The 21,511-nt window shown below is 70.3% G+C and carries 20 protein-coding genes, 1 tRNA gene and 1 other RNA gene; 14 read left to right on the plus strand and 8 right to left on the minus strand.

Features of this window, described 5'->3' with window-relative positions; all coding sequences use genetic code 11:
- Positions 1 to 80: 80 nt before the first annotated feature.
- From OVA15_RS02700 to OVA15_RS02715, 4 genes are all read left to right on the plus strand, one after another.
- Entirely contained in the window at positions 81 to 497 is a 417-nt protein-coding gene (locus tag OVA15_RS02700; RefSeq protein WP_006215104.1) for a DUF3052 domain-containing protein, read from the plus strand.
- Between the two features lie 103 nt (positions 498 to 600).
- On the plus strand, positions 601 to 1,068 hold the full coding sequence (locus OVA15_RS02705; protein ID WP_006215105.1) for a peroxiredoxin: 468 nt from the start codon (positions 601 to 603) through the stop codon (positions 1,066 to 1,068).
- On the plus strand, positions 1,065 to 2,000 hold the full coding sequence (locus OVA15_RS02710) for a Sir2 family NAD-dependent protein deacetylase (RefSeq protein WP_144421620.1): 936 nt from the start codon (positions 1,065 to 1,067) through the stop codon (positions 1,998 to 2,000). The genes OVA15_RS02705 and OVA15_RS02710 overlap by 4 nt, the downstream gene beginning before the upstream one ends.
- Before the next feature lie 171 nt (positions 2,001 to 2,171).
- Positions 2,172 to 2,244: transfer RNA gene (locus OVA15_RS02715), tRNA-Val, on the plus strand.
- Between the two features lie 30 nt (positions 2,245 to 2,274).
- Here OVA15_RS02715 and OVA15_RS02720 read toward each other — a convergent pair.
- Together OVA15_RS02720 and OVA15_RS02725 are read right to left on the minus strand one after the other, a co-directional pair.
- The gene (locus tag OVA15_RS02720) at positions 2,275 to 2,436 is read right to left on the minus strand and encodes a hypothetical protein (RefSeq protein WP_268142904.1); all 162 of its coding nucleotides are present in this window, start codon (positions 2,434 to 2,436) and stop codon (positions 2,275 to 2,277) included.
- A complete protein-coding gene (locus OVA15_RS02725) occupies positions 2,433 to 3,158 on the minus strand; it encodes a hypothetical protein (RefSeq protein WP_268142906.1) in 726 nt (241 codons plus the stop codon). Before OVA15_RS02725 ends, OVA15_RS02720 begins: the two co-directional genes overlap by 4 nt.
- Positions 3,159 to 3,261: 103 nt before the next feature.
- Between OVA15_RS02725 and gndA the strand changes: the two genes are divergently transcribed.
- A complete protein-coding gene (gene gndA, locus OVA15_RS02730) occupies positions 3,262 to 4,716 on the plus strand; it encodes an NADP-dependent phosphogluconate dehydrogenase (RefSeq protein WP_053447205.1) in 1,455 nt (484 codons plus the stop codon).
- A 100-nt stretch (positions 4,717 to 4,816) separates the two neighbouring features.
- Here the strand turns inward: gndA and epsC are convergent, their stop codons facing one another.
- The 3 genes from epsC to msrA form a co-directional block, all read right to left on the minus strand.
- Complete coding sequence (gene epsC / locus OVA15_RS02735) at positions 4,817 to 5,401, minus strand: serine O-acetyltransferase EpsC (protein ID WP_006215110.1); 585 nt, start codon at positions 5,399 to 5,401, stop codon at positions 4,817 to 4,819.
- A gap of 223 nt (positions 5,402 to 5,624) precedes the next feature.
- Positions 5,625 to 6,560 (minus strand): cysteine synthase A, encoded by a 936-nt coding sequence (gene cysK, locus OVA15_RS02740; RefSeq protein WP_268142908.1) that lies wholly within the window; start codon positions 6,558 to 6,560, stop codon positions 5,625 to 5,627.
- A 117-nt stretch (positions 6,561 to 6,677) separates the two neighbouring features.
- Positions 6,678 to 7,211 (minus strand): peptide-methionine (S)-S-oxide reductase MsrA, encoded by a 534-nt coding sequence (gene msrA, locus OVA15_RS02745; protein WP_268142910.1) that lies wholly within the window; start codon positions 7,209 to 7,211, stop codon positions 6,678 to 6,680.
- Between the two features lie 134 nt (positions 7,212 to 7,345).
- On the opposite strand from msrA, the gene OVA15_RS02750 reads away from it, so the two are divergent.
- On the plus strand, positions 7,346 to 8,245 hold the full coding sequence (locus OVA15_RS02750; RefSeq protein WP_006215113.1) for a Nif3-like dinuclear metal center hexameric protein: 900 nt from the start codon (positions 7,346 to 7,348) through the stop codon (positions 8,243 to 8,245).
- Positions 8,242 to 8,973: a zinc ribbon domain-containing protein gene (locus OVA15_RS02755; protein ID WP_268142913.1), complete on the plus strand. Its 732-nt coding sequence runs from the start codon at positions 8,242 to 8,244 to the stop codon at positions 8,971 to 8,973. Before OVA15_RS02750 ends, OVA15_RS02755 begins: the two co-directional genes overlap by 4 nt.
- 35 nt (positions 8,974 to 9,008) lie before the next feature.
- Here the strand turns inward: OVA15_RS02755 and rnpB are convergent.
- An RNA gene (rnpB, locus tag OVA15_RS02760) (RNase P RNA component class A) lies at positions 9,009 to 9,380 on the minus strand.
- Positions 9,381 to 9,424: 44 nt separating this feature from the next.
- Here rnpB and OVA15_RS02765 point away from each other — a divergent pair.
- Positions 9,425 to 10,216: a YaaA family protein gene (locus tag OVA15_RS02765; protein ID WP_053447208.1), complete on the plus strand. Its 792-nt coding sequence runs from the start codon at positions 9,425 to 9,427 to the stop codon at positions 10,214 to 10,216.
- A gap of 138 nt (positions 10,217 to 10,354) precedes the next feature.
- Positions 10,355 to 11,365 (plus strand): HoxN/HupN/NixA family nickel/cobalt transporter, encoded by a 1,011-nt coding sequence (locus OVA15_RS02770; protein ID WP_053447209.1) that lies wholly within the window; start codon positions 10,355 to 10,357, stop codon positions 11,363 to 11,365.
- Between the two features lie 65 nt (positions 11,366 to 11,430).
- On the opposite strand, the gene def is transcribed toward OVA15_RS02770, so the two are convergent.
- A complete protein-coding gene (def, locus tag OVA15_RS02775; protein ID WP_006215117.1) occupies positions 11,431 to 12,003 on the minus strand; it encodes a peptide deformylase in 573 nt (190 codons plus the stop codon).
- Between the two features lie 173 nt (positions 12,004 to 12,176).
- Here def and sbnA point away from each other — a divergent pair, with 173 nt between their 5' ends.
- The 3 genes from sbnA (at position 12,177) to OVA15_RS02790 (ending at position 17,873) form a co-directional block, all read left to right on the plus strand.
- Positions 12,177 to 13,202 carry a 2,3-diaminopropionate biosynthesis protein SbnA gene (sbnA, locus tag OVA15_RS02780; RefSeq protein ID WP_268142916.1) on the plus strand — a complete coding sequence of 342 codons (1,026 nt, stop codon included), beginning with the start codon at positions 12,177 to 12,179 and terminating at the stop codon, positions 13,200 to 13,202.
- On the plus strand, positions 13,195 to 16,548 hold the full coding sequence (locus OVA15_RS02785) for an FAD/NAD(P)-binding protein (protein WP_268142918.1): 3,354 nt from the start codon (positions 13,195 to 13,197) through the stop codon (positions 16,546 to 16,548). The genes sbnA and OVA15_RS02785 overlap by 8 nt, the downstream gene beginning before the upstream one ends.
- A 173-nt stretch (positions 16,549 to 16,721) precedes the next feature.
- Positions 16,722 to 17,873 (plus strand): calcium:proton antiporter, encoded by a 1,152-nt coding sequence (locus tag OVA15_RS02790; protein WP_268142920.1) that lies wholly within the window; start codon positions 16,722 to 16,724, stop codon positions 17,871 to 17,873.
- Positions 17,874 to 19,066: 1,193 nt separating this feature from the next.
- Here the strand turns inward: OVA15_RS02790 and OVA15_RS02795 are convergent.
- On the minus strand, positions 19,067 to 19,990 hold the full coding sequence (locus OVA15_RS02795; protein ID WP_206390049.1) for a LysR family transcriptional regulator: 924 nt from the start codon (positions 19,988 to 19,990) through the stop codon (positions 19,067 to 19,069).
- 150 nt (positions 19,991 to 20,140) lie between these two features.
- On the opposite strand from OVA15_RS02795, the gene OVA15_RS02800 reads away from it, so the two are divergent.
- Positions 20,141 to 20,548, plus strand: a complete 408-nt coding sequence (locus OVA15_RS02800) for a hypothetical protein (RefSeq protein ID WP_268142922.1) — start codon at positions 20,141 to 20,143, stop codon at positions 20,546 to 20,548.
- A gap of 24 nt (positions 20,549 to 20,572) precedes the next feature.
- Positions 20,573 to 21,439, plus strand: coding sequence for an alpha/beta fold hydrolase (locus OVA15_RS02805; protein ID WP_268142924.1), 867 nt, complete (start codon positions 20,573 to 20,575; stop codon positions 21,437 to 21,439).
- Positions 21,440 to 21,511 lie beyond the last annotated feature (72 nt).

Below are 21,511 nucleotides of genomic sequence, written 5' to 3' on the forward strand. Positions count from 1 at the left end.
CGGCAGCACAAACGGCCGCGACTGAGCGGCATGTCTTTCGGTGCACCCCCCGGCGGGAGGGCCCGGTGAAGGAGAGTGACGTGGGCGAGGCCAAGGCCGCCGCAGACGACGCGATGAGCGAGCTCAAGCTGCCTGAGGACGCCATCGTGCAGGAGTTCGGCTACGACGACGACGTCGACTTCGATCTGCGGGATCGCATCGAGGACCTGATCGGGTCGCAGATGCTCGACGAGGACGATCAGGATGTCGTGGATGCCGTGCTGCTGTGGTGGCGCGACGGAGACGGCGACCTCATCGACGCGCTGGTCGACGCTCAGACGCAGCTCGACACCGGCGGAGCCGTCTGGCTCCTCACGCCCAAGCCCGGTCGCGACGGCCATGTCAGCCCCGCGGACGTCGAGTCCTCGAGCTCCACGGCCGGACTGCACACCACCTCGCGTGCAGGCGTGAGCGAGGACTGGACCGCGCTGCGCTTGGCGCCCAAGCGCAATCACTGACGAGCAGGCGGCCTCCGCGCCGCTGCACGGACCCCCAGACCCACGATGATCTGCACCGGAGTCGGCCGTCTCGGCCGATCCCGGACGCGGCGAGGTGAGACCCATGATCGAGATCGGCCAGTTCGCGCCCGACTTCACGCTGAACAACCAGTACGGGGAGGCCGTGACGCTCGCTGAGCACCTCGGCCGGCCCGTGGCGCTGGTCTTCTATCCGTTCGCCTTCTCCTCAGTGTGCACGGGGGAGATGTGCCAGCTGCAGGACATGATGGATGAGGTCCAGGAGGCCGATGCCCTCCTGCTGGCGGTCTCCACGGACTCCCAGTACGTCCTCAAGGCCTTCAGTCGCGAGGAGTCCCTGGAGTTCGACCTCCTCTCCGACTTCTGGCCCCACGGCGAGACCGCACGCGCCTTCGGCGTGTTCGACGAGACCACCGGCATGGCCAGCCGCACGACCTTCCTGATCGATGCCGACGGCATCGTGCTCGACCGCTTCACCTCGGAGATCACCTCGCAGAGGCCCGTCGAGCGCTATCGCGAGGCGCTGGCCAAGCTGCCGGCACCCACCGCGTGAGCCCTCCTGTCCGCATCCTGCGGGCCGGATACGGCCCCCGCGATGAGCCGGACCTGTTCCCCGATCCGCAGGCTCTGAGCCTCGAAGCCGGGCTTCCGGCCGCCCTCGAGCAGCTGGCCGGGCGGGAGGCCCTCGTCATCTCGGGCGCGGGCATGTCCACGGCCTCCGGGATCCCGGACTACCGCGGACCTGACGCCCAGCCGCGCCAGCCCATGAGCTTCCAGGAGTTCACGGGCTCGCCCGAGCGCCGAGCGCACTACTGGTCGCGCAACCAGATCGGGTGGCGGAACCTGCAGCGCGCCGAGCCGAACGCCGCGCACCGGAGCCTTGCCCGGCTCGAAGCCGCCGGAGCAGTGCGGGCGGTCATCACCCAGAACATCGACCGGCTGCACGAGCGCGCCGGCTCGCGCTGCGTGATCGACCTGCACGGGCGCTACGACCGCGTGCGCTGCATGGACTGCGCAACGCTCATCCCACGGACTGTCTGGTCGGATCGGCTCGACGCGCTGAACCCCGAGGCCGCAGCGGCCTCGGCGGATCCCGCCGACATCGACTTCGCCCCGGACGCCGATGCCGAGGTCGCCTATGCCGGCGACGCCTACCGCGTGCCGGACTGCCCGGTCTGCGGGGGCGTGGTCAAGCCGGACGTGGTGTTCTTCGGCGAGAGCGCTGATCCCGACGACGTCGCCGCCGCCTGGCATCAGACCGAGCTCGCTCAGGCCCTGCTGGTGCTGGGGACCTCGCTGACCGTGCACTCGGCGCGGCGATTCGTGCGCCGGGCTGTGCGAGCGGGCATCCCCGTGGTGATCGTCAACCACGGCCAGACCCGCTCGGATGCCGATGCCTCGGTCAAGATCGACGCGCAGGTCGCGGAGTTCCTGGCCGCAGCCGAAGCCCCGCTGAGCGAGGGCGCACGCGGCCGTCGACCCTGAGGGGCCCAGGGCCAGGAGGACGTCTTCACAGCCGACGTGATGGAAGACACCAGCTTCCGCATCAGGAATCGTTGTCAGAGCGTCACATAAGAGCCGACTCGGGGGTAACATCTGCGTCAGCATCGGGTGCTGACGGCTGCAGAAGTCGTCCACCCGATGCCGCCACATCCAGGGCCTTTAGCTCAGCTGGCAGAGCACTGCGTTTACACCGCAGGTGTCGTCGGTTCGATCCCGGCAGGGCCCACACCTGCTCGCAGGCCCAGGCACGGAGTCCTCACCCGCGGCGCCAGCGGCCGTCGTCGGGATCCCAGCCGGCGATCACCGTCCATCGGCCGTCGCCCAGCGGCGGCGTGCGTCCGGCGAGCTCCAGGTAGGCGACGGCTGGGAGGTGGACGGCATCCGCCTCCTGCGCCACGGTGCTCCAATCCGGGATCACCCACGGCCCCACCATCCCGGTGGTGCGATACCAGTCGTGGCGGCGGGAGGCCCTGACCTCCAGTGGATTCGCCCGACCGTGGAGCGCCGCGAGATCACCGGCGTGGACCACCAGGTCCCGGAGAAGTTCGCCTGCGGGTCCGCGGGCCTGTCCCACTGGGCCTGGAGCTCCTCGGCGCGGGTGGAGCGGGCCCACTCCTGGAGGCTGGGCCCCTGGCCTCCGGGCGAGACATCGGGGTCATCCCATGCGATCAGCCTCTGCTGCCGGAGCGCATCCTGGCTCCACCAGCTCAGCTCGGGAACCACCGTCAGCTCGTGGGCCAGGGGGCGCAGCGCCGCTTGGATCGAGGGATCGGCTACGAGCATATCCTCGCCATCGGGCTCCTGCCAGTACCGCGCAGCATCGACCGCGGCGCCGAAGGCCTTCTGGGTGCTCGTCGGTGACAGGCTCCCGAGGGGCACCCGACCGAGCCCCGAGATCAGCGCAGGAATGCTGGCCTCCTGCACATCCTGCACCGCCCGCAGCTCCTGCGGTGCGCTCGCAGCATCCGAGCCGGCTTCCAGGAGCGGCATCATCTGCCAGGTGCCTCGGTTCGGATCGAGCCGTGCTGCGAGCTCCCATACGAGCAGGGCCACCTCTTCGGAGAGGATCTCCGCCAGCTCCAAGCACAGGCGCCGCCCGCGTGGCCCGTCGGGCAGGCGCGCGGCCTGTGTCTCATCCATCTGCTGAGGCTAAGCCGGCGGCGCTGTGCCGCGACAGATCCGGGCGGGGGCAACAAGCAGTACCCATGGAGGGCTGTCCGGCCCCCGGACTAGGCTGAGGCCCATGACTTCAGAGAAGAAAGCTCAGATCGGCGTCACCGGACTCGCGGTGATGGGCGCCAACCTCGCCCGCAACTTCGCGCACCACGGCTACACGGTGGCCCTGCACAACCGCTCGGTCGGCAAGACCGATGCCCTGATCGCCGAGCACGGCGACGAGGGCGAGTTCATCCGCACCGAGACCATGCAGGAGCTCGTGGACTCGCTCGAGAAGCCGCGCCGCATCCTCATCATGGTCAAGGCCGGCGCCCCTGTGGACTCCGTGATCGAGCAGCTCGTCCCGCTGCTGGACGAGGACGACATCATCATCGACGGCGGCAACTCGCACTACCCGGACACCATCCGCCGCGAGCAGGCGCTTGCGGAGAAGGGCCTGCACTTCGTGGGCGTCGGTGTCTCCGGCGGCGAGGAGGGCGCGCTCAACGGCCCGTCGATCATGCCGGGCGGCTCGCGGAAGTCCTACGACTCCCTGGGCCCCATGCTCGAGTCCATCGCCGCGGACGCCCCCGGGGACGGCAAGCCCTGCTGCGCCTGGATCGGCACCGACGGCGCCGGGCACTTCGTGAAGATGGTCCACAACGGCATCGAGTACGCCGACATGCAGGTCATCGGCGAGGCCTATGAGCTGCTGCGCCAGGTCGGCGGCATCGAGCCGGCTCAGCAGGCCGAGATCTTCACGCAGTGGAACAGCACCGAGCTGTCCTCCTACCTGATCGAGATCACCGCCGAGGTCCTCAAGCAGGTGGACTCCCGCACCGGCAAGCCCCTGGTCGACGTCATCGTGGATGCCGCAGCCATGAAGGGCACCGGCACCTGGACCGTGCAGGCCGCCCTCGAGCTGGGCTCACCGGTCACCGGCATCGCCGAGTCCGTCTTCGCCCGGGCCCTGTCCTCCACGGCTCGCGAGACCCGCCTGGAGGCCCAGGAGACCCTGGCCGCAGGGGTCCCCGAGCCTGGCACCGTGGATGACGCCGCCTTCATCGAGGACGTCCGCCGCGCCCTGTACTGCTCCAAGCTCGTGGCCTACGCCCAGGGCCTGGAGATGCTGGATGCGGCCTCGGCCGAGCACGACTGGGACCTGCAGCTCGACGTCATCGCCTCGCTGTGGCGCGCCGGCTGCATCATCCGCGCCGAGCTGCTCGAGGACATCATGGCCGCCTACAAGGACAAGGAGACCGCCCCGCGCAACCTCCTGTTCGCACCGGCCTTCCGCGACGTCATCGCCGAGTACCTGCCGTCGTGGCGCCGCGTGGTCGTGGAGGCCACCAACCGCGGCATCCCGGCCCCGGTCTTCGCCTCGTCGCTGTCGTACTACGACGGCCTGCGCCGCCCCCGCTCCAACGCCGCCCTGACCCAGGGACTGCGAGACTACTTCGGTGCGCACACCTACCTGCGCACCGACTCCGAAGGTGCCTTCCACACGCTGTGGAGCAGCGACCGCTCCGAGATCGACAGCTGACCCGAGCCGCCGGGGCCCTCGGGCTCCGGCAGTCGGATCGACGACGGCCCCGGACTCTCGTGAGCGAGAGCCCGGGGCCGTCGTCGTGAACCGGAAGACTTCAGATCCACATGGCCGGATCGATGTAGGCGGCCGGATCCACCAGCGGCTCCTGCTTGTCCGGGGTGCGGGCTCGGGCCTTGCCGGGAATGCCGGTGACCACCGAGTCCTCCGGGACGTCCTTGACGACCACCGAGTTGGCGCCCACGGCCGAGCCGCTGCCGATCTCGATGTCGCCCAGGACCTTGGCGCCGGCGCCCACTGTCACGCCGTCGCCGATCGTGGGGTGGCGCTTGACCTTGGCCAGCGACGTGCCGCCCAGGGTCACGCCCTGATACAGCATGACGTCATCGCCGATCTCTGCGGTCTCGCCGATCACGATCCCCATGCCGTGGTCGATGAAGAACCGGTGCCCGATGGTGGCGCCCGGGTGGATCTCCACGCCGGTCAGGAAGCGCCCGATCTGGGAGACCGTGCGGGCCGCGCCCTTGGTCTGCTCCCGCTCCCAGAGCCGATGCGAGAGGCGATGCAGCCAGATGGCATGCAGCCCCGAGTAGTTCACGACGATCTCGACGTCCGAGCGGGCGGCGGGGTCGAAGGCGCGCGCGGTGTCGATGTCCTCGCGCAGTCTGCTGAGAAAGCTCACGGATCTCCTCATCGAAGCGTCACCGGGCGGGCGGAACCCGGCGGGGCGGTGGGTCCAGCGGCATCCGTCCCGGCCGGCAGGGACCGAGGGGAGATCGCAGGAGGTCGGGGAAGGCGACGGACCCGCCGCTCGTCGACCCCGTCGAAGGCAGGGAGGGGAGCACGCGGGTCCGTCGGGACCGTACCGCGCCGGTGCTCGGCGCGGTCCGAGGTCGCTGCGGGGATCAGCCCCGGATGTCCTCGTACAGGACGGTGGAGATGTAGCGCTCGCCGAAGTCGCAGACCACCGTGACGATCAGCTTGTCGCGGTTCTCCTCCTTCTTGGCCTCCTCCAGCGCCGCGAAGACGTTCGCGCCGGTGGAGATGCCGCCGAGGATGCCCTCCTTGGTGCCGAGCTCACGAGCCACGCGGACGGCGTCGTCGACCTCGACGTCGTAGACGTCGTCGTAGACCTCGCGGTCCAGGACGTCCGGGACGAAGTTGGCGCCCAGGCCCTGGATCTTGTGCGGGCCGGCCTTGCCCTGCGTGAGGATCGGGGAGTCGGCTGGCTCGACGGCGACCACGCGCACATCCGAGTTCTGCGACTTGAGGTAGGAGCCGGCGCCCGTGATGGTGCCGCCGGTGCCGATGCCGGCGACGAAGACGGCGACCTGGCCGTCGGTGTCCTCCCAGATCTCCGGGCCGGTGGTCTCGCGGTGGACCTTAGAGTTGGCCTCGTTCTCGAACTGGCGGGCCAGGATGGCGTTGTCCGAGGACTCGACGAGCTCGCGGGCCTTCTCGACCGCCCCGCGCATGCCGTCGGCACCCGGGGTCAGGACGATCTCGGCACCGTAGGCGCGCAGCATGGCGCGGCGCTCGGTGGACATGGTCTCCGGCATGGTCAGGATGACCTTGTAGCCGCGGGCCGCCCCGACCATGGCCAGGGCGATGCCGGTGTTGCCGGAAGTGCCCTCCACGATGGTGCCGCCGGGGCGCAGCTCGCCGGAGGCCTCGGCGGCGTCGACGATCGCGCGGCCGATGCGGTCCTTGACGGAGTGTGCGGGGGAGTAGAACTCGAGTTTCACGGCGACGTTGCCGGGGAGGTCCTTGTCGAGCTCGTTGAGGCGCACCAGCGGGGTGCCGCCGATGAGCTGGGTGACGTTGTCGTGGATCTTGCCCATGATGATTCCTTCCGAAGGGGATCTGCGGTGCCCTGGCAGCCGCGGTGAGACGGCATCCGTGTGCGGGGCGATCGGACTCTGCTCGAGCCTAACGGCCGAGGCCGCGGCGCCTGCGAGTCACGAGGTGGTCAGAAACTCTGCGTAACCTTGCCGGACCTTGGCCAGCTTGGGATTGATGACGAACTGGCAGTACCCGTTATAGGGCTGGCGGGCGTAGAAGTCCTGGTGGACCGGCTCGGCCTCCCAGACGGTGCCCAGCGGCTCGAGCGTGGTCACGATCGGGCGCTCGAAGTTCGGGGCCATCCGCTCGATGGCCTCCTGGAAGAGCTGCTGCTGCTGCTCGTCGGCGTAGAACATCGACGAGCGGTACTGCGGACCCTCATCCGCTCCCTGGCGGTTCAGGCTCGTGGGATCGTGCGAGGTGAAGAACAGATCCAGGATGATCTCGGGGGAGACGACCTCCTGCTCGAAGCTCACCGCCACCGCCTCGGCATGGCCGGTCTGACCGGAGCAGACCTGCTCGTAGGTCGGGTGGCTCACATGGCCGCCGGTGTAGACGGAGACGACGTCGCTCACGCCGCGGGTCTTGCGGTAGATGGCGTCGAGGCACCAGAAGCAGCCGGCGCCCAGGACGTAGGTCGTGGTGGTCATGGTCGGTGGAACCTTCCTCGCGGCCTCGGTATTCCTGCGCTCGACCTCCTGCCGATCCGGCCTCGGGAGGGTCCCAGCGGTGAGGTCCCGACCGGCCGGGCGCGCTGTCGTCGTCTCCTCCTAGACTCGGTGCCATGAGCGAGATCCCCACGCTGGCAGAGGTCGTCGACGCCGCGGATCGGCTGTGGCCGCTGCGCACGCAGCAGTCCTGGGATGCCTCGGGGCTGATCGCGGGGCGACCGGAGGCCCCCGTGCGCCGGATCCTGATGGCCGTGGACGCGGTGACGCCCACCGTCCAGGAGGCCGTGGAGACGGAGGCGGATCTGCTGCTGACGCACCATCCGCTGCTGATGCGCGGGGTGTCCACGGTGGCCGCTGACACCTACAAGGGACGGGTGCTCCACGAGCTGATCGAGCGCCGGATCGGGCTGCTGGCCTGCCACACCAATGCCGACGCCGCGCGCGACGGCGTCTCCGATGTCCTGCTGCGCGCCTGCGGCGTGGAGCGGATGCAGCCCCTCGAGCCGTCGTCGGAGGATCCGGAGATCGGGATCGGCCGTGTGGGCGACCTGGACGAGCCCGTGCGCCTCGTCGAGCTCTCCCAGCGGCTGGCCGCCGTGATCCCGCCGACCGCCCAGGGCGTGCGCGTGGCAGGGGATCCCGACCGGATGATCCGCCGCGTGGCGGTGTGCGGCGGCTCGGGGGACTCTCTGTTCGAGACCGTGCGGCGTGCCGAGGCGGATGTCTACGTCACCGCCGATCTGCGCCATCACCCGGCTTCGGAGGCGCGTGAGACCGCACTGACCGGCGACGGCTCACCGGCGCTGATCGACCTCTCGCACGCGGCCAGCGAGTGGTTGTGGCTGCCCGTGGGCGCGGCCGCGCTGCAGGAGGAGCTCTCCGCGCGCGGGTTCCGGGCCGAGGTCCGGGTCTCGGGGCGTCGCAGCGACCCCTGGGACTTCCGGGTGCCCAGCCCGCACGAGCCCCCGCAGGACGTGTGGGAGCCGAGCCGATCGACAGGAGTCGCATCATGACCACCGCCGCCCCCGAGCAGTTCGAGGCGCTGCTGGCGCTGCAGTCCCGCGATTCTCGCGCTGCGACCCTGCGCGAGCGGCTCACGGTGCTTCAGAAGGAGCCCGAGCTCGTGGAGTCCCTCAAGCGCCAGCGCGCCGCCGTCGCCAGGGCCAAGGAGCTGCAGGCCCGGGGCGCTGAGCTGGTGGGCGCCCGGGACGCCGCCCATCAGAAGGTCGATGGCCTCCTCGCCCGGCTCGAGACGGAGCGTGCCCGGCGCGATGCCGGCGGATCCGCCAAGCAGGTCTCGGCCCAGACCCGGCAGATCGAATCGCTGACCGGGCAGGTCGAGAAGGCCCGTGCCGGGGCCGAGCGCGCCGATCAGGAGCTGGCCGCCTTCCAATCCCAGCGCGACGAGCTGATGCCGCGGCTCAAGGCCGCAGATGCCGATGCCCGCGCGCGCGTGGGTGCGGCTCAGGAGTCCGGCAAGCAGCTGCGGGAGGAGCTGGCCGGGCTGGATCAGGGCCGGCAGGACGCAGTGCTCGCCGTGGGCAACGATCAGCTGGTGGCGCGCTACGAGCGGATCCGCGGCGGCGGCACGGGACGGGAGAAGATCGCGGCGGCGCGTCGTCAGGCCTCGGCCTGCGGAGCCTGCGGCAGCCCCATGAGCCCCGCGGAGGTCTCGGCCCTGGAAGCCGATCCGCAGACGGTGGCCGCCTGCGCCGACTGCGGCGCGATCCTGGTGCCCTGAGAGCGCTTGCGGAGGTGCCGGAGCGGGGATGTCGAGGGACAGGACGGCCTGTGAGCCGGGTTCTGTGCACGTGCCCGGTCGCCCGGGGCACGGCGGTGATCATCCATCTAGGCCCATCGTTGCCGATGGGCTCGAGCGGCCTACCCGGATGCAGGACGAGCAGCCCTGTTGCACCCTGTCTGACCTTGCTCCGAACGGGGTTTGCCTAGCCGCACCGGTCGCCCGGTGCGCTGGTGGTCTCTTACACCACCCTTTCACCCTCACCGCACGGCGTGCCGTGGGCGGTCTGCTCTCTGTGGCACTTTCCTGCGGGTCTCCCCGAGTGGCCGTTAGCCACCGTTCTGCTCTGCGGAGCCCGGACTTTCCTCGAGGCGCACATGGCGCCGCGCGATCACCCGGCCGTCCTGTCCAGCCGACCACTGTACCCGTCTGCGGCCGATAGCATGCTCGGATGCTGATCCTGCTGCCGCCCTCCGAGACCAAGACCCGGCCCGGTTCCGGGGACCCGGTCCAGCTGCAGGAGCTGTCGCTGCCGCAGCTCGACGACGACCGCCTGAGAGTCCTGGCGGCTCTCGAGAAGGTGAGCGGGCAGCGCAATGCGCTCGAGGCGCTGGGCGTGGGGGCCTCGCTCGCACCGGAGGTGCAGCGCAACCTGTCGCTGCGCACCGAACCGGCCGCACCGGCGCTGCAGATCTACACCGGGGTGCTCTACGACGCGCTCGGGGCCCAGTCGCTCACCGCCGAGCAGCGCCGGGTCGCGGAGGACTCCGTGGTGGTGATCTCGGCCCTGTGGGGTGCGGTGCGGCCCACCGATCGGATCCCCGCCTACCGGCTGTCCATGGGCACTGCCCTGCGGGGGCTGGGCAAGCGCGAGCCGGTGAAGCTGTCGTCGTTCTGGAAGCCGCGGCTGCGGGAGGCGCTGGGTCCGAAGGCCGAGGGGCAGCTGATCATCGACTGCCGCTCCTCGGCGTACTCGGCAGCCTTCGCCGCCCCGTCAGAGACCACCGTGGCCGTCCGCGCAGTCACTGTCTCCGACGACGGCCAGCGCAAGGTCGTCTCGCACTTCGCCAAGCACACTCGCGGGGAGCTGGCGCGTCACGTGCTGGAGCAGGTCGCCCAGGGCCGCCGCGTCGAGACGGCCCAGGAGCTCGCCGAGGCGGCCGGCACCCGGTGGCGCGTGGAGCTGGAGGAGCCGCAGGGCAAGCGCCCCGGTCAGCTCACGGTGGTGCTGCCCGCAGCCTGAGCACGGCGCCGTCGAGCTGTGCATGGAGGATCATGGGCCGCTCCTGATCCTGTCCGGATCCTGAGCGCGGGCTGGCGGTTCAGGGAGGGGGAGGCGGGCGCGTCTGGACATCCCACATCCGGGTCTACGCTGTCGGCCATGCCGATCGCCCCGGCGCCCCGTGCGCTCGCCGAACCTGTCGCCCCGCCGATCTCGCGTCAGGTCATCGGGGTGAATTCAGGCCTGCATCTGCTGCTCCTCGGCGGCGTCGCGGCCGCTTGGGGGCTGGGGGATCTCGGCAGCGCCTTCACGGGAGGGCTGCTGCTCACCGCCTATGTCCTGGGCCTGCGTCATGCCTTCGATCCGGATCACATCGCCGCGATCGACAACACCACCCGCGCCCTGCAGTCCGGGCATCGGACCCCTCAGTCCGTGGGCATGTACTTCGCCCTGGGACACTCCACCGTGGTGTTCGCAGCCGCGGTGCTGGTGGTCGTTTCCGCACGGTGGGTGGGCCTGACAGGAGACTCCCCGGTGCGCACTGCGCTGGGCGTGTGGGGCGCTGCCTTCTCCGGGATCACGCTGGTGGTGCTGGCAGCGATCAACCTGCGGACTCTGCGCACGCTGATCCGAGCCTCGCGCCGAGCCGAGGAGAGCGACCCGGCAGGAGCCGCTGGTGCGCTGTCCCGGATCCTGCGGCCCGCGCTGCGACGGGTGGACCGGCCGTGGCACATGTACCCGGTCGGGTTCCTCTTCGGACTGGGATTCGACACTGCGACCGAGGTCTCCCTGCTCATCCTGGCCGCCGGGGGCGCCACGGCAGGCGTCCCGTGGTGGGTGGTGCTGCTGCTCCCGCTGGCGTTCACCTCCGGCATGTGCCTGCTGGACTCCGCCGACGGGATGTTCATGGCCCTGGCCTACCGCTGGGCTCTGGAGCGGCCCGAGCGGAAGCTGAGATACAACATCGTCATGACCGCGGTCTCCGTGTGCTTCGCCGCCGTCATCGGCGTGCTGGGGCTGATGAGTCTGCTCGGGGAGCTGGGAGTCACCGCCTTCACCTGGACGGATGCGCTGTCGCTCGAGTGGTCCGGGGTGGTGGTGCTGGGGCTCTTCGCGGCGCTGTTCGCCGGTGCCGTGCTGCGGTGGCGGCGCGGGGTACGTCGGGTCTGAGCCGACCTGCTCCTCTTGCCTTCCGGCAGGGGCCTTTCGGGAGACCGCCGCTGCGACAGGGCGGGTCAGTGCCCGAAGGGGTCCTCGTCGATGCCGGGGGTCCAGGTGTTCCCGGCCTCGCGCCAGCCCTCGCCCTTCAGAGCCTTCCTAGCCTTGCGGGACCACTTCTCGTCCAGGCGGTCGACGTAGAGCTTGCCGTCCAGATGGTCGTACTCGTGCTGCATCACGCGGGCGAACCAGCCGGTGGCCTCCCAGGCGATCGGCTGGCCGTGCGGGTCGAAGCCGGCGATGCGCACCCACTCGGCCCGCTTGAGCGGGAAGCTGTAGCCGGGCACGGACAGGCAGCCCTCGGCCTCCTCATCGGGGTCCGGACGCTGCTCGGAGATCTTCCCGACCGTGAGCACCGGGTTGATGATCTCCCCGCGGTTCGGGGCGTCATCGTCGTTGTCGAACACGAAGGTGAAGATCCGCAGACCCACACCGATCTGAGGGGCGGCCAGGCCGACGCCGTGGGCTGCGTCCATGGTCTCGTGCATGTCGGCGATCAGCTCGCGCAGCGAGTCGTCGAACTCCGTGACCTTGGCGGCCGGGCGGTGCAGGACGGGATCGCCGGTGATCACGACGGGGCGGACGGACATGCAGGGGCTCCTGGAGCTGGCGGGACGGTGGGGCGGCCGTGCACGGCGGCGGCCCCGATCCTACCGGGCGAGCCGGCCGCCCACCGGAACCGGGGGTCCACCGGATCGGGCACGGTCCGGCTCCGTCCATCAGCCTGCTGTCTGTTCCCAGGTCCGTGTGCCAGATTAGGGCCATGACCTCTGAGCCTGCCCCCATCCTCAATGACATCGCCCAGGCCGTGGGCGGCACCCCGCTGGTGCGCATGTCCCGGCTGTTCGACGGCCATCCGGCCGAGGTGCTCGCCAAGGTCGAGTCCCTGAATCCCGGGGCCAGCGCCAAGGACCGTCCGGCACTGGCCATGCTGCGCGATGCGCTGGACTCCGGGCGACTGGCCCCCGGCGGGACCGTGGTTGAGTCCAGCTCCGGGAATCTGGGGATGGCCCTGGCCCGCGCGTGCTCGGCGCACGACGTGCAGTTCGTGTGCGTCGTGGACACCCGGGCCAACCGCTCGACGATCGCGGCCATCCGAGCGCTGGGCGGACGGATCGAGCTCGTGGAGCATCCGGATCCGGCCACGGGCGACCTGCTGACCGCCAGGCTGGCCCGCGTTCAGCAGCTGCTGCGGGAGATCCCCGGGGCGGTGAACCTGCACCAGTACGGCAATCCGGCGAATGCGGGTGCCCACCGCGAGGGGACCATGCGCGAGATCGCCGAGGCCATGCAGCACCGCGTCGACGACGTGGTCGCGGCCTGCTCCACGACCGGCACGATCGGCGGCTGCGCCTCCTACATCCAGGAGCACGGGATGCGCACCCGCGTGATCGCCGTGGACGCGCAGGGCAGCGTGCTGTTCGGCGGGACGGCCGGGGCACGACGCCTGCCGGGGATGGGCGCCGGATTCGTGACTGACCTGTCGCTTCGGGTCCAGCCCGATCAGGTGCTGCGGGTCAGCGAGCTCGAGTGCGTGGCAGGCGCGCGCCTGCTGGCCAGGCGCGAGGGCATCCTGGCCGGGGCCTCGACCGGGGCGGTCGTGCACGCCGTGGCCTCCCTGCTGCCGCAGCGCCCGGACGAAGCCCGGATCGCCATGCTCGTGCACGACGGCGGCATGCCCTACCTGGACACGATCTACGATGACGAGTGGGTGAGCACCGTCCTGGGAGCTTCCCCGCAGCAGGTCGAGGAGGCCGTGCAGGCTCTCCAGGAGCGGACGCGTGGCTGAGGGCATCCTGCGGCTGGCGGTGATCGGAGCCGGTCCCAAGGCACTGAGCGCACTCGATTCCCTGGGCAGACGGCTGCGAGCAGCCGGCCGCGGCGACGGTCCGCGGGAGGTCCGGATCGACATCGTGGACCCCTCCGAGCGACCGGGCACCGGCGCGGCCTACGACCCGCGCCAGCCCCGGCATCTGCGCCTGAACGTCACGGCGGGGATCGTCGACGCCCATGAGCCGGGGGCCGAGGACCGCGTGGTGCAGCCCTTCCGGCAGTGGGCGCTCGAACAGGGCCGGGACGATGCCGCCGAGGACTACCCGCCCCGGGCGCTGATCGGAGACTACCTGGAGCACGCGTGGTCGCAGGTGGCCGCGGCACTGCCCGAGGGGACCCGGGTGCGGGTGCTCCGCGGCCGCGCCGAGCAGCTGCGCCGCCCTGCGCTGGAGCCGCGCGCGTGGGAGGTGCGGATCGAGCCTGCGCGGCGCGCAGGGGGCTCCGGCCCGCTCTGGCACGGCCCGTACGACGAGGTGCTGCTGGCCACGGGCCACGCCTCGGATCACCCAGCCGCCCTGGCGCACGGGTGGGTCGGCCCCGTGCCGCTGATCGGCGGTGTGTACCCCGCCCCGCAGCGGCTGAGCGAAGAGGCCGTGCCCCCGGGATCCCGCGTGGTGGTGCGCGGCGCTGCGCTGACCTTCATCGACGCGGCGCTGAGCCTGAGCGAGGGACGCGGCGGTCGCTTCGAGGAGGGCTCCGGCGGCCGTCTGCACTACCGGCCCAGCGGCCGGGAGCCCGCGGTCATCCTCCCGACGGGACGCAGCGGAGCGCTGCTCGATGCCAAGCCGGATCCCGATTCCGCACCGGCCGGGGCGCTGCAGGAGGGCGTGCGCGCCGAGATCCTCGCAGCCGGCCGCCGTGAGGTCCTCGACGCCTCGGACGTGTCGGCGCTGTTGGGGGCCGTGCAGCGCACGGCGCAGCGGCTCCTGCTGCGCGAGCGGCAGCCGGAGTCCGAGGACGGCTGCGGCCCGCTGCGCTCGCCGGTACCGGAGGGCATCGTCGCCGCGGTGGAGGAGACTCTTCGCTGCGGCCGGGAGCCGGAGCATCCCCAGGACGAGGCGGCGCGGGACGCGCAGACCTCGAGTGCGGCTGCGCGCAGTGCCGCGGCGCGGTCCCTTCGCCGCGGGATCGCCGTGGCCCAGGGCCGCGAGCCGGGCGGCCCGGCGTGGGTGCTGGGGCGGGCGTGGTCGCTGCTGTACCCGGCCATCGTGCAGCGGATCAGCTTCGCGCAGATCCCGCCGCAGCAGTGGGCAGAGCTCCGCGCGGCGGCAGTGCGCTTCGAGCGGTGGGCCTTCGGACCGCCGCTGCGCAGCGCGCGGCGGCTCGAAGCCCTCGTCGAGGCCGGGATCGTGGATCTGTCCAGCCTGGATACGGGTGCGCAGATCGGCGCCGACGGCCGGCTGCGGGCCCCCGGCGGGTCGTCGTCCCCGGGCTCGGACGTCGTCGTCGATGCCGTGCTGGCCCCGCCGGGCATCTCGGCGACGGATCCGCTGCTGCACGGGCTCGTGCAGCGCGGTGTGCTCAGCATCCCGCCGGGGCGCCGCGGCTGCCGCATCCCGCGCGAGGCGGCCGCTGTGGATGTCGCCGGTCGCCTCGTCCCCGGGCTGTCGGTGCTCGGGCGGCCCACCGAGGACGTCGTGCTGGGCCATGACACGCTGAACCGAGCCCTGCATCCCCAGCCGCAGCTGTGGGCACAGCGGATGATCGAGACCCCTCCCAGGAGAGCCATGACCGCCACCCCGCCGATCGACGACCCCCTGCGCTCTCGCGCCCACGGCAGCCCCGCGCTGCCGGGCCGCCTCGAGCCCTGGATGCAGGAGCTGGTAGGCGATCCCGTCGCGTGCCAGGACCTGCAGGCCGAGCACGGCAGCCCCGTGAACCTGCTGGACCCGGGACCGCTGGAGGCCAATGCGCAGGAGCTGATCCGTGCGGCGGACCAGCGCGGGGTCGAGCTGCGCGTGTTCGTGGCGCGCAAGGCGAACAAGATGCTCGCGGTGGTGGACAGGGCGCGGGAGCTCGGCCACGGGATCGACGTGGGCAGCCAGCGAGAGCTGCGCCAGGTCCTCGAGCGCGGGGTGCCGGGAGAGGACATCGTGGTGACGGCGGCGATCAAGCCGGAGCCGCTGCTGCGGCTGGCGGTGGGCTCCGGTGCGACCGTGGTCGTGGACAACCGGGATGAGCTGGCCCTTCTGCGCCGAGTCCTCGCCGGGCGTCCGGCCGGGACCGCCCCCGTCGGGATCGGTCTGCGGCTGGCGCCGGAGCCGGGGCGGGGGATCGCGCCGACCCGGTTCGGGGAGTCGGCGAGCACGTGGCTGGCCGAGCTCGGCGGCGCAGGGGGCTCGGTGAGCGAGTCGGGGCTGGCGGTCACCGGCGTGCACTTCCACCTGCACGGCTACGATCCGGGCGATCGCAGCGAGGGCCTGCGCCAGGCCGTGTCGCTGGTCGATGCCCTCCGGGAGCGCGGACACGAGCCGGCCTGGATCGACATGGGCGGCGGCGTGCCCATGTCCTATCTCGAGGACCCCGAGCCGTGGGAGTCGTTCTGGCGGACCCACGAGCAGGCCGTCCTCAGCGGCGACGAATCGCTGACCTGGCGCGGTGACGGCCTGGGACTGCGTCGGGAGGAGGGCCCCGACGGTCCGCAGCTGGGGGGAGCGCGCGAGCTGTACCCCTATCACCAGAAGCTCACGCGCGGGCCCTGGCTGGGCGAGGTCCTCGACGCCGACCTCGCCTCCGGCAGAGACGACGACGGCGTCGTCGGGGCGGAGCACGACGGCCTCGGCGCGCAGGCCACGGTGGCCGATGCCCTGCGCGCCCGCGGCCTGCAGCTGCGCTGCGAGCCCGGCCGAGCGATGCTCGACGGCTGCGGCATGACCCTGGCCCGAGTGGCCTTCCGCAAGCGCACCAGCGACGGCGTGCCGATCGTCGGGCTGGAGATGAACCGCACACAGTGCCGCTCGACGTCCGCCGACTTCCTGGTGGACCCGCTGCTCGTTCCCGGTCCGCAGCACGACGAAGGCGCGCTGGCCTCCGATCCCGCAGGATCGGAGTCGCCCGTCGACCCCTGGGCGGGGCCGATCGAGGCCTTCCTGGTGGGCGCCTACTGCGTGGAGGCCGAGCTGATCCTCAAGCGGCGCATCGTCTTCCCCGACGGAGTGGCGGTGGGGGACGTCATCGCGCTGCCGAACACCGGCGGCTACCTCATGCACATCCTGGAATCCGCCTCGCATCAGATCCCGCTGGCGGCCAATGCGGTGCGCACGGCCCACGGATGGGAGCCCGATGACATCGATCGGCAGTGAGCGGGTCCGACCGCGGGGGTGACTCCGGGCGGTGACCCCGCTGACAGCCCCCCGGGCGATCGACGACTAGGATCGATGCTCGGAATCGACAGACGCCCACAGACGCCCGCGGGACGACCCGCATCACCAGCGGCCTGCAGCGGGGACGGCCCCGCACAGGAGGCCTCGTCCGCATGAGCCCACCGTCCTCGACCCTGCGCAGCGTCCTGCGCCCCGCCGTCATCCTGCGCCTGCTGCTGGGCTGGGGCGCCTATCTCGCGCTGAGTCTGGCCCAGCCCCTTCTGACGGGGCACCTTCCCGCGGCCGCACTGACCGCGCTGCTGACGGGCATCATCGTCGTGATCCTGGTCTGCGCCTCAGGCGTCGTCGAGCAGGCAGAGCACCTGGCCCAACGGCTGGGGGATCCCTACGGGACCCTCGTGCTGACGCTGTCGGTCGTGCTGATCGAGGTCATCCTCATCTCGGCCGTCATGCTCGGCCCCGGCGAGCACGCGAGCATCGCTCGCGACTCGGTCATGGCGGTGTCGATGATCATCCTCAACCTCGTGATCGGTCTGTGCCTGACCGTCGGGGGAGCACGCCACGGAGGACTGCGACCCAATCGCGCCGGGGTCTCCGCCTACCTGACGCTGCTGATCGTGCTGGCGGCCACGGCCTTCGCCCTTCCGGGACTGATCGGCGACGACGGCGCGTACACCGGCGCGCAGGCGGTGCTCGTGGCGGCCATGACGATCGTGCTCTACGCGTACTTCCTGCAGCGGCAGATGGGACCCCAGCGCGCTGACTTCCAGGAGCCGGGCGCTTCCTCGGACCCGGAGCTCCCCGCCGCAGCTGCCTCGAGCGCTGTGATCACCGAGGTGCTGCGGGCGCATCGCGCCGAGATCATGCTCCGAGCGCTGGTGCTCGTGGCCGCCGTCGTGCCGATCGTGCTGCTCTCGCACCACATGGCTGCCCTGCTGGACGAGGCGCTCGCGCGCCTGCAGGCCCCGGCGGAGCTGTCCGGGCTGGTGATCGCCGCCATCGTGTTCCTGCCGGAGACGATCACCGCGCTGCGGGCGGCCCTGGCCGGCGAGATGCAGCGGGTCTCGAACCTGTGCCACGGCGCCCTGGTCTCCACCGTGGGCCTGACGATCCCGGCCGTGCTCGTGATCGGGCTGCTCACAGGACAGGACGTGGTCCTGGCCGCTGCCCCCGCGCATCTGGTGCTGCTGGGGATCTCGCTGCTGCTGACCGTGACCACGTTCTTCGGCGGGCGGGCCACCGCGCTGCACGGCGCCGGTCACGTGATGGTCTTCGTGCTCTACGTCATGACGCTGTTCGCCTGAGCCGGACCAGACAAAGGCCCCGGAGTCCGAGGACTCCGGGGCCTTTCACGGGGTGGCTTGCGGGAGGACACTGCAGCCTCGATCACCACCCTGGGATCGCTGATTTCTCGGGCATCTGAGGCTGGCGAGGGGTTCGGTGACTCGGAGGATCAGAGCCTCGGAGCGATGTTCGTGGGCCGGTGGTGACGCCGGGTGGGACGACTGGAACCCCGATTACTGGCTCTTCAGAGTTGAGTGTGGGCGCGCCGGTTGGGTCGGGTAGCTGGATGTAGACGTCGAGGTCCCCGATGATGAGCGGACTTCTACCCCGCTGATCTCAAGGACCTCGACGATGCCCGACCATAGTTGTGTATGCCCTGACGCGCTCGATCGCTGCGACCGGTGCGATGTTCTCCTCGACTTCCCAAGCCTCCACCTGGTCGCGGTGCCGCAGGCTCCAACGGGCCTGGTGCTCGAGGTGGAGTCCTGTGATCCGGTCACGGGCTGCCCCGGCTGCGGAGTCATCGCGACCGATCACGGTCGAGATGATCGATGCGCCCTGGGCCGGGCGGCCGGTGCGGACCCGGTGGGCGATCGGCCAGCTCCAGGCCGAGGGAGCAACGATCCAGGGCCTGGCCCGGCAGCTCGGCACCACTTGGAACACGCTCTGGTCCCAGGTCCAGCCCGTCCTGGCCCAGGCCGCAGGCGATCCCTCTTCATGCCATGCGTGCCACGGCATCGCACCGCGCAAGGGTGATCGGACGAGGTCAGGCAGCCTTTGAGAGAGCACCGGAGCTGCTACCCGGAACCACACGATGCGCGCAGAGCGCAAATCAAGTCTTTACTGCTTTACATATGGCTGGCTACCGGCCATTTTTCACAAGAACGACGTCGCCGTCAGGGTTCCTTCTACGAGCATCCGAAATGAGCCTGAGCTTATGAGACGTCAGTAGACCGGGGCCAGGTGAGGTGATGGGGCGATTCGGTACTGGGGTGTCTTAGCGGCACATGGGTGGGGTCTGGTCCCACAATTCGACGTCGCCGTAGTCCTTTCCCCGGGCTGTTCAGTGCTCCGCTCCTGGGCGCCTGTCTAACGGGCGGCCACGGCAATGGGTGTCAGGACGGCGAGGACAAGCATCACGGAGGGTATGGCCCGCCGTCAGGCGCGGCCCGCGGTGACGCACGGCGGATGGGCCCCGCTTCGAGCGGACCGCTTAGATCGTCTGTGTCGTCCGGGGGAGTGTGGTGCTCAGGGCGGTGAACTGGGCGGTTTCGACGAAGGCGCGCGCTGCCCAATCTTCGTTGTCCTGGCGCCAGGCCACGCTGACTGTGGAGGGAGACAGATCGGCCACGGGGACGAAAGCCAGGCCGGGGCGACTGTAGAAACGTTGGGTGGAGGCTTGCGTGAAGGCGACGCCTTGGTGACTGAGGATGGCCTCGAAACACTCGTCGACGGTGCTGACCTCGGAGCCGATGACCGGGGAGTGGTTGTGACGGGCGTCGGTGGCCAGCCAGAAGTCCCGCCACAGATCCGGGGCGTTGCGGGCGATGAAGGGTTCATCGAGGAGTTCTTCTACTCGGACCGAGGACCGGGTAGCCAGCTCGGAGGCCTCCGAGACCGCTAGAACCCGGGGCTCGGTGAACAGGGTGGCCATCCGCAGATCTTTGAACTGCGGCAAGGGTGGGCGAACGAAGGCGACGTCGGCGCTGCCATCGGCCAACCCAGCGGTGGGATCGCCGAAGGGGTAGGAGCGCATTTCGACCTGGACCGCCGGGTTGCTGTGGCGATAGGCCTCCAAGACGGCCCGGGTGAGTTCGGCGGCAGCATTGGCCTGGAAACCTACCACCAGTTTTCGGCCCGGTTCCCGGGCTGCCCGCCGGGTCAAGGAAGCGGCCGCCTCAGCGGCCGCCAGCAGGTCCCGGGCGTGGACCAGCAGGACCTCCCCGGCCGGGGTCAGGGTCACCCCGCGGCTGGTGCGGTTGAGCAAGGGGGTGTCGAGGGAGCGTTCGAGATTGCGGATCTGCACGCTCAGTGACGGCTGGGCGATGTGGAGCCGGGTGGCGGCGCGTCCGAAGTGCAGCTCTTCAGCAACAGTGACGAAGTAGCGCAGAACGCGCAGCTCGAAGGAGGGCTGCATGACTCAACGGTAGTGACCGCCCCGTTGGCTGGCAATAGTTGTGGCCTATCGCCCCATCGAAGAGGAGTAATGGATTTGTGAGACAGGTCACGCTCCAATAAAGGAGGCGAACGCCACGGACAGAGCACGTCAGGCGGGAAGGACCACAACATGACTACCACCACCTCCACCACCTCGACCCAGCAGTGGGTTGACGCCTTCACGGCGGCCAACGACCAGGACCCCGAGCTCCTGGCCCATGGGAAGTACTTCACCTGCTCCTACCTGCTGGACATGGACGAGCACTCCTTCGTAGTGCGAATGAACGCGGGGAAGGTCGCTGAAATCAGCATCGACCCCGGACCCCTCGACGCCCCGTACCAGTTCGCCATCCGCGCCAGTGCGGCCACCTGGCGAGAGTTCGGCACCGAGATGCCCGCCCCGATGTTCCACGGCATCTGGGCGGCATCCTTCCAGCGCGACATGGCCCTGGAGGGCGACGTGCTGGTGCTGATGCAGAACCTGCGCTGCCTCACACGCCAGATCGAACTGCTGCGCACCGTCGGCGTCCCCGTCTGAACCGCCTGAACAAGGAGAACTCTCATGGCTCGCATCTCATCTGTCACCGGCCACTACGTCACCGTCGACGTCGACGGACTGGAGTACAAGGTCTTCTACCTCGAAAACGGCACCGGCCAGCCGTTGGTCTGCCAGCACACCGCCGGCTGCCACAACCACCAGTGGCGGGACCTGCTCGAGGACGAGGAGATCACCGCCAACTACCGGGTCATCGCCTACGACCTGCCCCGCCACGGGAAGTCCGACCCGCCGGAGAACACCGCCTGGTGGACCGAGGAGTACAAGCTCACCGCCGACCACTTCGCCAACTTCATCATCGCCTTATGCGATGCCCTGGAGCTGGAGAACCCGATCTTCATGGGCTCCTCCTTCGGCGGCAATATCGCCCTGCAGCTGGCCTACCGGCGCCCGGACCGCTTCGATGCGGTCATCCCGGTCGAGGGTGCGGACTACTCTCCGGGCTTCTACCTGGACTGGTGGCAGCACCCGCACGCCAACGCCGCCCAGGTCTGCGCCTCCGGTACCTGGGACCTGATGGCCCCGCAGTCCCCGGACGCCGACCGGTGGAAGACCTGGTTCTACTACACCCAGGGCTCGGAGTCCTTCAAGGGGGATTTGCACTACTACTCGGTCGACCATGACTTGCGCGGCAAGCTGGGAGAGATCGACACCGATCAGTGCGCGGTGGTGCTGATGACCGGGGAGTATGACTACCTCACCACTCCCGAAGACGGTGAGCGGACGGCCTCGCAGATCCGCAACGCGGAGTTCATCGAGATGAAGGAGATCGGCCACTTCCCGATGAGCGAGAACTACCCCGTGTTCGGCAGCTACCTCAAGCGCGCCCTGGAGATCGTCAAGACCAAGAAGAGCGCCTCGGTCAGCTCCTGACCCCGGCCTGCCACCGTCTTCCTACCCGGAAATTACCTCCCCATGGAGAAGATCAGCTGTCTCCGGGGGAGA

The sequence above is a fragment of the Kocuria sp. SL71 genome (genome assembly GCF_026672465.1).
GTDB lineage: Bacteria > Actinomycetota > Actinomycetes > Actinomycetales > Micrococcaceae > Kocuria > Kocuria palustris.

Excerpts from the sequence above, each read along its gene's own strand:
- def (WP_006215117.1), bottom strand. The coding sequence starts at position 12,003 with ATGTCCGTCCGCCCCGTCGTGATCACCGGCGATCCCGTCCTGCACCGC.
- OVA15_RS02800 (WP_268142922.1), top strand. The coding sequence starts at position 20,141 with ATGACTACCACCACCTCCACCACCTCGACCCAGCAGTGGGTTGACGCC.
- OVA15_RS02765 (WP_053447208.1), top strand. The coding sequence starts at position 9,425 with ATGCTGATCCTGCTGCCGCCCTCCGAGACCAAGACCCGGCCCGGTTCC.
- OVA15_RS02705 (WP_006215105.1), top strand. The coding sequence starts at position 601 with ATGATCGAGATCGGCCAGTTCGCGCCCGACTTCACGCTGAACAACCAG.
- msrA (WP_268142910.1), bottom strand. The coding sequence starts at position 7,211 with ATGACCACCACGACCTACGTCCTGGGCGCCGGCTGCTTCTGGTGCCTC.
- gndA (WP_053447205.1), top strand. The coding sequence starts at position 3,262 with ATGACTTCAGAGAAGAAAGCTCAGATCGGCGTCACCGGACTCGCGGTG.
- OVA15_RS02750 (WP_006215113.1), top strand. The coding sequence starts at position 7,346 with ATGAGCGAGATCCCCACGCTGGCAGAGGTCGTCGACGCCGCGGATCGG.
- OVA15_RS02805 (WP_268142924.1), top strand. The coding sequence starts at position 20,573 with ATGGCTCGCATCTCATCTGTCACCGGCCACTACGTCACCGTCGACGTC.
- cysK (WP_268142908.1), bottom strand. The coding sequence starts at position 6,560 with ATGGGCAAGATCCACGACAACGTCACCCAGCTCATCGGCGGCACCCCG.
- OVA15_RS02755 (WP_268142913.1), top strand. The coding sequence starts at position 8,242 with ATGACCACCGCCGCCCCCGAGCAGTTCGAGGCGCTGCTGGCGCTGCAG.
- OVA15_RS02725 (WP_268142906.1), bottom strand. The coding sequence starts at position 3,158 with ATGGATGAGACACAGGCCGCGCGCCTGCCCGACGGGCCACGCGGGCGG.
- OVA15_RS02770 (WP_053447209.1), top strand. The coding sequence starts at position 10,355 with ATGCCGATCGCCCCGGCGCCCCGTGCGCTCGCCGAACCTGTCGCCCCG.
- OVA15_RS02790 (WP_268142920.1), top strand. The coding sequence starts at position 16,722 with ATGAGCCCACCGTCCTCGACCCTGCGCAGCGTCCTGCGCCCCGCCGTC.
- OVA15_RS02795 (WP_206390049.1), bottom strand. The coding sequence starts at position 19,990 with ATGCAGCCCTCCTTCGAGCTGCGCGTTCTGCGCTACTTCGTCACTGTT.
- sbnA (WP_268142916.1), top strand. The coding sequence starts at position 12,177 with ATGACCTCTGAGCCTGCCCCCATCCTCAATGACATCGCCCAGGCCGTG.